Source organism: Pseudomonas sp. CC120222-01a (assembly GCF_003097235.1).
Classification (GTDB): domain Bacteria; phylum Pseudomonadota; class Gammaproteobacteria; order Pseudomonadales; family Pseudomonadaceae; genus Aquipseudomonas.
Window position 1 is genome coordinate 173,458 of record NZ_QEQQ01000011.1, and the last position, 9,736, is coordinate 183,193.

At 64.3% G+C, this 9,736-nt stretch carries 6 protein-coding genes; 4 read left to right on the plus strand and 2 right to left on the minus strand.

The window, feature by feature from the left end; translation table 11 throughout:
* The first annotated feature begins 196 nt into the window (after positions 1-196).
* Positions 197-5,236 carry an ATP-binding sensor histidine kinase gene (locus tag N430_RS16190; protein WP_110637979.1) on the plus strand — a complete coding sequence of 1,680 codons (5,040 nt, stop codon included), beginning with the start codon at positions 197-199 and terminating at the stop codon, positions 5,234-5,236.
* Positions 5,237-5,290: 54 nt separating this feature from the next.
* On the opposite strand, the gene ycaC is transcribed toward N430_RS16190, so the two are convergent.
* Together ycaC and N430_RS16200 are read right to left on the minus strand one after the other, a co-directional pair.
* Positions 5,291-5,917 (minus strand): isochorismate family cysteine hydrolase YcaC, encoded by a 627-nt coding sequence (gene ycaC / locus N430_RS16195; protein ID WP_004375560.1) that lies wholly within the window; start codon positions 5,915-5,917, stop codon positions 5,291-5,293.
* A gap of 72 nt (positions 5,918-5,989) precedes the next feature.
* Positions 5,990-6,352, minus strand: a complete 363-nt coding sequence (locus N430_RS16200; protein ID WP_110637980.1) for an AraC family transcriptional regulator — start codon at positions 6,350-6,352, stop codon at positions 5,990-5,992.
* Positions 6,353-6,484: 132 nt separating this feature from the next.
* Between N430_RS16200 and N430_RS16205 the strand changes: the two genes are divergently transcribed.
* The 3 genes from N430_RS16205 to N430_RS16215 all read left to right on the plus strand — a co-directional run.
* Positions 6,485-7,459 carry a GlxA family transcriptional regulator gene (locus N430_RS16205; protein ID WP_110637981.1) on the plus strand — a complete coding sequence of 325 codons (975 nt, stop codon included), beginning with the start codon at positions 6,485-6,487 and terminating at the stop codon, positions 7,457-7,459.
* 124 nt (positions 7,460-7,583) lie between these two features.
* Entirely contained in the window at positions 7,584-9,371 is a 1,788-nt protein-coding gene (locus tag N430_RS16210; RefSeq protein WP_110637982.1) for a monovalent cation:proton antiporter-2 (CPA2) family protein, read from the plus strand.
* 158 nt (positions 9,372-9,529) lie between these two features.
* On the plus strand, positions 9,530-9,736 hold a 207-nt coding region (locus N430_RS16215), incomplete at its 3' end, for a transposase domain-containing protein (protein WP_256592140.1).

Genomic DNA, 9,736 nt, shown 5'->3' on the forward strand with positions numbered 1-9,736 from the left:
CTAGGTGAGCAACCGCATTCAGACAATTATCCCGAGGGATAGGTTGGCCTCAGCACTATACAAGCGCCCTCCAGCCGCCAGGTATTGATAACGGACAACAGCGTGCCCGTTTCTGCCAAGCCGGCTGCAGGCCGCATTCTTGAAGGGGCTGCTGCGTATACTCGCGCGTCAGGATGTCGCTAGCAGGGGGTGCTTTATGCTCGATGAACGCCTCGCAAACAGGCCAATCGATTTCGACCAGTCGATCGACGACGACTGGCTGAATCGCTGCGACATCACGCAACTGGGCCAGGAGGGTGAGCTCAGCTACTTCCGCTTGCGCGACCCCGCCACCCGCCAGGCCTGGATCGCCGTGCGCGCACCGCTCGAGGCCCCCGCTGCCTGCCAGCGCCTGGAGCGTGACTACCGCCTGCAGCTGGACCCGCAATGGGCGGTAATCCCCTCGGCGTTCGTCCGTTCCGCCGAAGGCCCTTTGCTGGTGTACCCAGCCGGCCGCTCCATCGCCGACCTGATCAGCGAGGGCCCGATCGCCCTGACAGCCTTTCTCGACATCGCGGTAAACGCCGCCAACGCCTTGGCCCAAGCCCACGAGCACAACGTACTGCACGGTGCGTTGCAGCCCGAACACGTGTGCCTGCAGCCGAACCAGCGGGTGCGACTAGGCTGCTTTCGTGCCGATACGCCAGAACTGATCAGCGAACAGGGCAATGCGCTCGGCAACTGGGCCTACCTGGCACCGGAGCAGGTCTGCCCCCATGGCAGCAGCAGCGACCGGCGCAGCGACATCTATGCCTTGGGCGCAATCCTCTACCAGCTGCTGTTAGGCGAACTGCCGCTGGCCGGGCGCGATACCCAGCACTGGCGCCAGTTGCATGCCGGCGTCCAGCCACGCACGGCCTGTGAAGTCGACAGCCAGGTACCGCAGCCGCTCAGCCGGATCCTGGCCAAGGCCCTGGCAAAGGAACCTGACGCCCGCTACCAGAGCGCCCAGGCCCTGGCCGTGGACCTGTCCCACTGCCAACGGCAATGGGCCGCCAGCAAGACCATCGCCCCCTTCGAGCCCGGTTGCGCCGACCCGGTTTCGCCCAGTCGCGAGCGCCTGTACGGCCGCAAGGCCGAACAGAAGGTCATCGCCCTGATGCTCAATGCCCTGCGTCGCGACAGCAAGTCCCAGGTGTTGTTCATCAACGGCGCTGCTGGCATGGGCAAGTCCAGCCTGGTCGAAGCCGCACTCAAAGCCCATACCGAGGGCTATTGGGCTGTCGGTACGTGCAACAGCCCGGAACAGGCTGTGCCCTATGCCCCCTGGGTCGAGATCCTCGGTTCGCTGACCACCCAGCTGCTGGCCAAGAACAGCCAGGACCTGGACACCCTGCGCCGCGAGATCCTCCATCGCATCAAAGATCACGGTCGGTTGCTCGGCAAACTGGCCCCGGACCTGCAATTGATCCTCGGCCCCCTGCCCGACCTGCCGGAAAAACCCACGCGCCTGGCATTGCAGAAGGCTCAGCGGGCCATCGTCGAATTCCTGCAGGTGTTCAGCCACCCTGGCCACCCGCTGACGCTGTGTTTCGATGACCTGCAGTGGGCCGACGATGCCAGCCAACAGCTGCTGGCACAGTTGCTCGCCCAGGCTCCCGAGAACCTGCTGCTGATCTTCGTCCGCCGCAACGATGCGCACACCGCAGGTACGCCACTTGCCACGCCCGCGACGATGCGCAGCATCACGCTGAACCTGCGCCCACTGACCGTCGGTGCAGTCACCGAGCTGGTCGGCGAGCGCTACCACGTCAGCCCCGACCAGGCGTTGCAAGTTGCCGAGCTGATTCACGGCAAGACCGCAGGCAACCCGTTCTTCATCAACCAGATCCTCAGGGTCATGGTCGAGGACCGGCTGTTCACCTTCGATACCCAGGCCATGCGCTGGTCGTGGTGCCTGCAAGCCGTGGCCCGGCAACGCTATTCCGACAACGTCGCCGATCTGATGATCCACCGTCTGGCACGCCTGCCAGTGCCCCAACGGGATGTGCTGCGAATTGCCAGCGCGGCAGGCAGCCGCTGCGATGAACGCCTGCTGCTTGCACTGCTGCCGGGCAAACCGTTGAAGGCCTTGATTGACGCGGGCTTCCTGCTACCGGGCCAGAAAGGTCTGAGCTTCGCCCATGGCCGGGTGATGGAGGCTGCCTACCAGCTCACGCCTGCGCGTGATCGCGGCCAGCTGCATGCGAGCATTGCCCAGGCCATGCTCCAGGTCTGGCGCAACGACTTGCAGGAAGTTGTGTTCGAGGTCGCCAATCAGCTGCAACGCGCCAACCCACGCGGGTTTGCAGCGGATGACTGCGATCTTTTCCTGCAGCTTTTGCGTGATGCGGCGCTGCGCTCGCGCGACACGGGCGCCTGTGAACAATCTGCGGCCTACCTGCAAACGTGCGAGCAGTTGCTGCACCAGAGTGCCACGCCGCAAAGCCACGCCACGCATGCCTTTGCCATCGCCTGCATGGCAGCAGAGTGCGACCTGCAGCTGTCGCGCATGGCTGCTGCCGAAGAACGGGTGACGGAATGCCGCCAGCGCGCACGTTCGACGCTGGAGCGTGCACAGGTATGCCGGCTGCAGGCTCGCGTGCACACCGTGCGCGGCGATTACCAGGCCGCCATCAACACCGCCGTCGCCGGCCTGGAGCTGCTGGGAATCAACCTGACTTGCGGTGTCGACCCGCAGCAGGTGGAAGCCAGCCATGCGCATGTCCAGGCCCTGATCGAACAGCAGGGCCGCCATTGCCTGGCGTCGCTGCCGCGTGCCGAGTCGGAGGAAGTCGCGGTTGCCATTGGCTTGCTGGCCACCCTGTCGTCATCGTTTTTCGTAAAGGACGATATCTGCTTCCTGCACCTGGCCAAGCTCATGGAGTTATCGCTGTTGCACGGCGTAGCCCCAGGCAGCACCTACGGCCTGGCCTGGTACGGGGTGATGATCGCCGAGCGCTTCGGCAGCTACCACGACGGCCATGCCTGCTGCCTGGCCGCGCTCAAGCTGATCGAGCGACACGGTTTCGAGGGCGATCTCACCAGCGCGCTGCTGGCCCTGGACCAGGTCAGTGCCTGGACCTCGCCCATGGAGTTCGCCCGCCGCATGGCGCTGGAAGCGCTCGATTCGACACGCGTGAGCGGTGACGTGGCCATGACCTGCTATGCCTGCAACCATCTGGTTTCCGACTCCCTGTTCATGGGCCGCTATCTGCCGGAAGTGGCCGAGGAGGTGGCACAGGGCCTGGCTACCGTGCGCGGTTACGGCTACAGCGATATCGAACAGATCCTGCAAGCCCAGCAAGCATTCGTCGCCAGCTTGAGCGGCGCCCCCTGCACGATCCTGCCCGCGCCGGTGAACTCACCCACCACGTTGTTCTTCCAGCAGCTGTTCAGCGGCATGTCAGCCTTCTACCTGGGCAATGTCGCGCAAGCCATGCACAGCCTGAACGCTGCGGGCGAAAACGCCTGGGCAGCACCGGCACATATCAACCTGGCGGACTACCACCTGTTCCGCGGCCTGGCCCTGGGCAGCCCGGAAGCCCCCGGCAGCCTTGCCGGCAAGCTGGCCGAGCTGCAGGCCCTGCGCGAGCGCTTCGGCCGCTGGGCCGGCTTCAATCCGGTGACCTTCCGCAGCAAGCTCCTGCTGATCGAAGGGGCAATTGCCAAGCTCGAGGGCGACGGCCTCGCGGCCATCCGCTGCTTCGACCAGGCGCAGATCGCCGCAACCGCCGCCGGCTTCATTCACGAACAGGCCCTGGCCCACGAGCAACTGGCCGAGGTCTGCATCCCCAGCGGGCTGATCTCCGGCGCCAACCTGCACCTGCGTATTGCCCGCGACTGTTTCCATATCTGGGGAGCGACCGGCAAGGTGCAGCAGCTGGAGGCCTTGCATCCGTTCCTGCGCACGCAACCCGTCCAGGAGACCTACCGCGCCACCCAGCAGGCCAAGCTGGACCTCGAGGCCGGCATCGAGGCGGCGCGGGCGTTGTCCGAGGAAGTGCTGCTCGAAGGCCTGATCGAGACGCTGATGGGCCACCTCACCCAGCACTCCGGCGCCGATCATGGCGCACTGCTGATCGTCAGTGGTGCCGAGTTCCAGATGGCCGCCCTCGCCTTCATCGACGATGCCGGGCTGCACGTGAGCATGGACAACTGCCAGAAGTTCATGACCCAGGCGCCGCTGTCGATCATCAACGCCACCTTGCGGACCAAAAAGCCGCTGGTGCTCAATGATGCCCAAAGCGATTGCCCCGAGGCCTTCCGCCAGGAGCTGCACGCACGCAACGCCCGTTCGGTGCTGTGCCTGCCGCTGGTGATCCAGGGCGTGCTGATCGGCCTGGTGTACCTGGAAAACCGCCTGGTGCCGAACCTGTTCGGCAGCCAGCGCCTGGCAATGCTGGAGATCCTCGCCTCGCAGGCAGCCGTGTCGCTGCAGACGGCCAAGTTCTATACACGCCTGGCCGAGGACAACCAGGCCCGGGCGCAAATGGAAGAAGAACTGCGCCGATCACGCGCCGAACTTGCGCGCAGCGCCCACCTGCAGGTGATGAACGAGCTGTCGGCGTCCATTGCCCACGAGATCAGCCAGCCGCTGCTGGGCATTGCCTCCAACGCTGCGGCCAGCTTGCGCTGGCTCAAGCGCGCCAAGCCCAACCTGGAAGAGGCGGTTGCTGGCCTGGAAGATATCCGCAACGACAGCGAACGTGCCGCCAACATCGTCCGCGCACTGCGCTCGCTGGCCAAGCAGTCACCGATGCAGCTCAAGGCGGTAAAGGTCGATGAGCTGATTCGCGAGGTGCTGCGCCTGACCTCGGCCGATGCCGCCAAGCACCTGGTCGAGGTACAGACCCGATTGCAGGCAGGAGTGAGCGTGATGGCTGATCCGGTGCAGTTGCAGCAACTGGTATTCAACCTGATTACCAATGCGCTGGAGGCCCTGGCCGGGTATCGCAGTGATGGCGTGTTGCGGATTTCATCTTCAGTGGGCGCAGAAGTGGTGGAGATCTGCGTGGACGACAACGGGCCCGGCATCTCGATGGAAGAGCGGGCGCAGGTGTTTGACGCGTTTCATACCACCAAGGAGGAAGGGTTGGGGATGGGGCTGGCGATCTGTAGTTCGGTGGTGCAGGCCCATGGCGGGCAGTTGCAGGCGCTGGAGTCGGCGTTTGGCGGGTGCCGGATTCGCTTCACGCTGCCTGTGAGTTCTTCTTGACCTGTACCGGCCCTTTCGCGGGCGTGCCCGCGAAGAGGCCAGCACAGGCTTACATCAACGGGCGCTCAACGCTGCATAGCTGTTCATCAGGTTGCGGTAGTTGGGGATCCGCTGCGACAGCAGGTTACCCAGCCCTTCGATGTCGTTGCGCCAGTCGCGGTGCAGCTCACAGGCCACCGAGAACCAGTTCATCATCTGTGCACCCGCCTGGGTCATGCGCACCCACGCCGCCTGCTGCACGGTCTCGTTGAAGGTGCCCGAGGCGTCGGTCACCACGAACACTTCAAAGCCTTCAGCCAGCGCCGACAGGGTCGGGAATGCCACGCACACGTCGGTCACCACGCCAGCGATGATCAGCTGCTTGCGGCCAGTGGCTTTGATCGCTTTGACAAAGTCTTCGTTGTCCCAGGCGTTGATCTGGCCTGGGCGAGCAATGTACGGCGCGTCCGGGAACATCTCTTTCAGCTCCGGCACCAGCGGGCCGTTGGGGCCTTGCTCGAAGCTGGTGGTGAGAATGGTCGGCAGGCCGAAGAACTTGGCCAGGTCGCCCAGGGCCAGGACGTTATTCTTGAATTCGTTGGGCGAGAAGTCCTGCACCAGCGAGATCAGGCCAGTCTGGTGGTCGACCAGCAGCACCACGGCGTCGTCTTTGTTCAGGCGCTTGTAATCAGGTTGGCTCATGGGGGTGACTCCTTGGGTTGGGAAAACGGGCCGGGATTTGCTCAAGGGCTTATCCCAGCGGATAGATCCGGCTTAAGAAAATGCCTGCGCCTGGCGCCAGGCCTTGGGCGGCTGGCCGACCAGGCGGCTGAAGGCGCGAGTAAAATGGGCCTGGTCGCAGAAGCCGCACTCCAGGCTGACGTGGGTGATCGGTGCCTCGGTGACGAGCAGGCGCTTGGCCTTTTCCATGCGCGCCAGCAGGCGCCAGGCTTGGGGCGAAAGGCCGGTGTTGACCTTGAAGGCACGGGAGAAATGGCTGCGGGTGAGGTTGCACACAGCCGCGATCTCGATAATCGACAGCGAGCTGCGCAGCATCAGTTCCTTGGCCTGGCGCAACCTCGCGGGCGTCAGCGCGCCGGGGGTTGGCAGTGGCTCTTGGGGCGTCCCAGGGTGCATGGCGACTCTCCTGTTCAATGGAGAAAGTCTCGCCGCCGGCCTGTGACAAAGTCCTGAGCCAAAGCTGAATTGTTCTTAATTGTGCAGCGCTGCCCTAAGATGCAGTGCTCAGGACACGAAGGGCTATGGGGTATGCAGGAAATTCGCGCTCATCGAACCGTGGCCATGGTGCTGTTCAACGACGTGCTATTGCTGGACGTAACCGGGCCGATGGATGCCTTTGCCATCGCCAACCGGTTCTTGCCTGCAGACAAACATTATCGGTTGGTGACCGTGGCCGAAGGCCAAGGGACCATTCGCGGATCATGCGGCCTGAAGGTCGTGGCCGACCTGCGCCTGGAGCAATTGCCGGCCAGCGTCGACCTGTTGCTGGTACCCGGTGGGCCGGGGGCCTACCACGTCGCTCTGCCGGCGATCGAACGCTGGCTGCCCCAGGCCGTGCGACAGGCCCGGCGCTTCGGCGCGATCTGCACGGGGGTGTTTTTGCTCGGGCGCGCCGGGTTGCTCGGTGGCTATCGCTGCACCACCCACTGGAACTATGTGGAGCGCCTGGCCCAGGCGTTTCCCGAGGCCAAGGTCGAGACCGAGCAAATCTACGTGATCGACCGCTGCCTGATCACCTCGGGAGGGATCACCGCAGGGATCGACCTGGCGCTGGCGGTGGTGGCCGAGGACCACGGCAAGGCGCTGGCCCTGGAGGTCGCCAAGGTGCTGCTGGTCGCCCGCCATCGCCAGGGTGGGCAGACGCCTTACGGGCCGCTGCTGGCCGCCGTACCGCGGGATGATTCGCCGATTGCCCGGGTGCAGGCCTATATCGTCGACCACATCGACCAGGCGTTCACCGTGCAGAAGATGGCCGACCTGGTGGCCATGAGCGGGCGCAACTTTGCCCGAACCTTTCAGCGTGAGGTCGGGATCACGCCGCTGCAGTACCTGCAGAATGCGCGGATCGACCAGGCGCGCAAGCTGCTCGAATGCGGCGAGCTGCCGTTGAAAGTGGTGGCGGCGCGCTGCGGGTTTGGAAGTGACCGGCATATGAGAAAGGTGTTCTGCGAGCGGATCGGCATGACGCCGGCGCAGTATCGGGCGCAGTTTGGCGGGGCTTGAGTCTGTCAACCCAATCGGGACAATGTGTCTTCCCGGCAGCAGATTGTCTGACTCATGCTCAGCCTCCAGAATTGTCCGCCAAACTGTTCAAACGCTGCCCCGGCAGCTCATGGAGTACGAGCCAATGCCACACGAAGGCAGCCTTCTGCAAACCGCGGTGATCTTCCTGCTCGCCGCAGTCGTCGCCGTCCCACTGGCCAAGCGCCTGCAGCTGGGGGCCGTGATCGGTTACCTGCTTGCCGGCGTGGCCATCGGCCCGCAGGCCCTGGGCCTGATCCGCGACACCGAGAGCGTCGCGCACATTTCCGAACTGGGCGTGGTCCTGCTGCTGTTCATCATCGGCCTTGAGCTGTCGCCCAAGCGCCTGTGGCTGATGCGCAAGTCGGTGTTCGGCGTCGGCACCGCCCAGGTGCTGCTGACCGGCGCGGTGATCGGTGCCATCGCCCTGTTCGGCTTCGGCCAGTCGCTACCGGCAGCCATCGTGCTCGGCCTGGGCCTGGCGCTGTCGTCCACCGCCCTCGGCCTGCAAAGCCTGGCCGAAACCAAGCAGCTCAATGCGCCCCATGGCCGCCTGGCGTTCGCCATCCTGCTGTTCCAGGACATCGCCGCGATCCCGCTGATCGCCCTGGTCCCGTTGCTGGCCGCCAGTGGCCCGGACACCAGCCACGGCGACAGCCTGCAACACGGCCTGAAGGTTTTCGCCAGCATCGGCGTGGTCATCATCGGCGGCCGCTACCTGCTGCGCCCGGTGTTCCGCACCGTGGCCCGCACCGGCCTGCCGGAAGTGTCTACCGCCACCGCGCTGCTGGTGGTGATCGGTACTGCCTGGCTGATGGAAGAAGCCGGTATTTCCATGGCCCTGGGCGCCTTCCTCGCCGGCTTGCTGCTGGCCGACTCGGAGTACCGACACGAGCTTGAGTCGCAGATCGAGCCGTTCAAGGGCCTGCTGCTGGGGCTGTTCTTCATCAGCGTCGGCATGGGCGCCAACCTGAGCCTGCTACTGGAAATGCCACTGGTACTGCTGGGCCTCACCCTGCTGCTGGTGGCGGTGAAGCTCACCCTGCTGATTGGCGTCGGCCGCGTGGCCGGTGGCCTGAACAGCGCCAGCGCGCTGCGCCTGGGCATGGTGCTGGCCGCCGGTGGCGAATTCGCCTTCGTGGTATTCAAGCTGGGTAAGGACCAGGGCCTGTTCGACACCCAGACCTACGACCTGCTGCTGATGACCATCACCCTGTCGATGGCCATCACCCCGCTGCTGATGCTCGGCTGCGCCCGCGCCCTCAAACGCCCACAACCGGCGCGTGAAGTGCCCGAGCAGTACAAGACCATCGACGCAGGCACGCCACGGGTGGTGATCGTCGGCATGGGCCGCATGGGCCAGATCGTCGCGCGCATCCTGCGGGCGCAGAAAATTCCGTTCATTGCCCTTGAAACCTCGGTGGATACCATCGAAATGACGCGCATGTTCGAACAGGTGCCGGTGTTCTACGGCGACCCGCTGCGCCCCGAGGTGCTGCATGCGGCCAAGGTTGGTGAGGCGGAATACTTCATCATCACCATCGATGACCCTGAAGCCGCCATCCATACCGCTGAACGGGTGAAGCGCCAGTACCCGCACCTGAAAATTCTGGCCCGGGCGCGCAACCGCCAGCATGTGCACAAGCTGGCGGATGTCGGGGCCGAGCCGATTCGCGAGACGTTCTACTCCAGCCTGGAGATGACCCGTCGGGCGCTGGTCGGGCTGGGCTTGAGCGACGAGCAGGCGGCGGACCGGATCGAGTGGTTTGCCCAGCATGACGAGGAAGTGCTGGAGGCCCAGGGGCTTGTGCGCGATGACCGGGCCAAGGTGATGCAGACGGCCAAGGAGGCGCGGGTGGAGTTGGCGCGGTTGTTTGATTCGGATGCGGATTGAGGATTGGCGCAGCGATATGAGAAGAGGGCTTAGGCCTAATGCCAGTCAGTTAAGACTGACACTTTAAGCTTTAGCCCGTAGGCCGCAAAATCCGATGCTTGGAAACGAGCATCGGATTTTTTATGCGCCTAGCAAAAGCACTGTCCCTCACTCACGAAATGGCCTCAAGGCCAAATGCCCTTGAAGGACTAGGTGCTTTGCTTGATCCGGACATTGTGAAGCAGGCTTTTGAAGCCGCAGGTGTCTCGACCATCCGCAAGCGCCGCCTCCCGCTTGAAAGCCTGGTGTGGTGCATCATCGGCATGGCGCTGTTCCGCCGAATGTCGGCGTGGGACGTCGTTATCCACATGGACATCATGCTGCCC

Excerpts from the sequence above, each read along its gene's own strand:
- N430_RS16205 (WP_110637981.1), top strand. The coding sequence starts at position 6,485 with ATGCAGGAAATTCGCGCTCATCGAACCGTGGCCATGGTGCTGTTCAAC.
- ycaC (WP_004375560.1), bottom strand. The coding sequence starts at position 5,917 with ATGAGCCAACCTGATTACAAGCGCCTGAACAAAGACGACGCCGTGGTG.
- N430_RS16210 (WP_110637982.1), top strand. The coding sequence starts at position 7,584 with ATGCCACACGAAGGCAGCCTTCTGCAAACCGCGGTGATCTTCCTGCTC.
- N430_RS16200 (WP_110637980.1), bottom strand. The coding sequence starts at position 6,352 with ATGCACCCTGGGACGCCCCAAGAGCCACTGCCAACCCCCGGCGCGCTG.
- N430_RS16190 (WP_110637979.1), top strand. The coding sequence starts at position 197 with ATGCTCGATGAACGCCTCGCAAACAGGCCAATCGATTTCGACCAGTCG.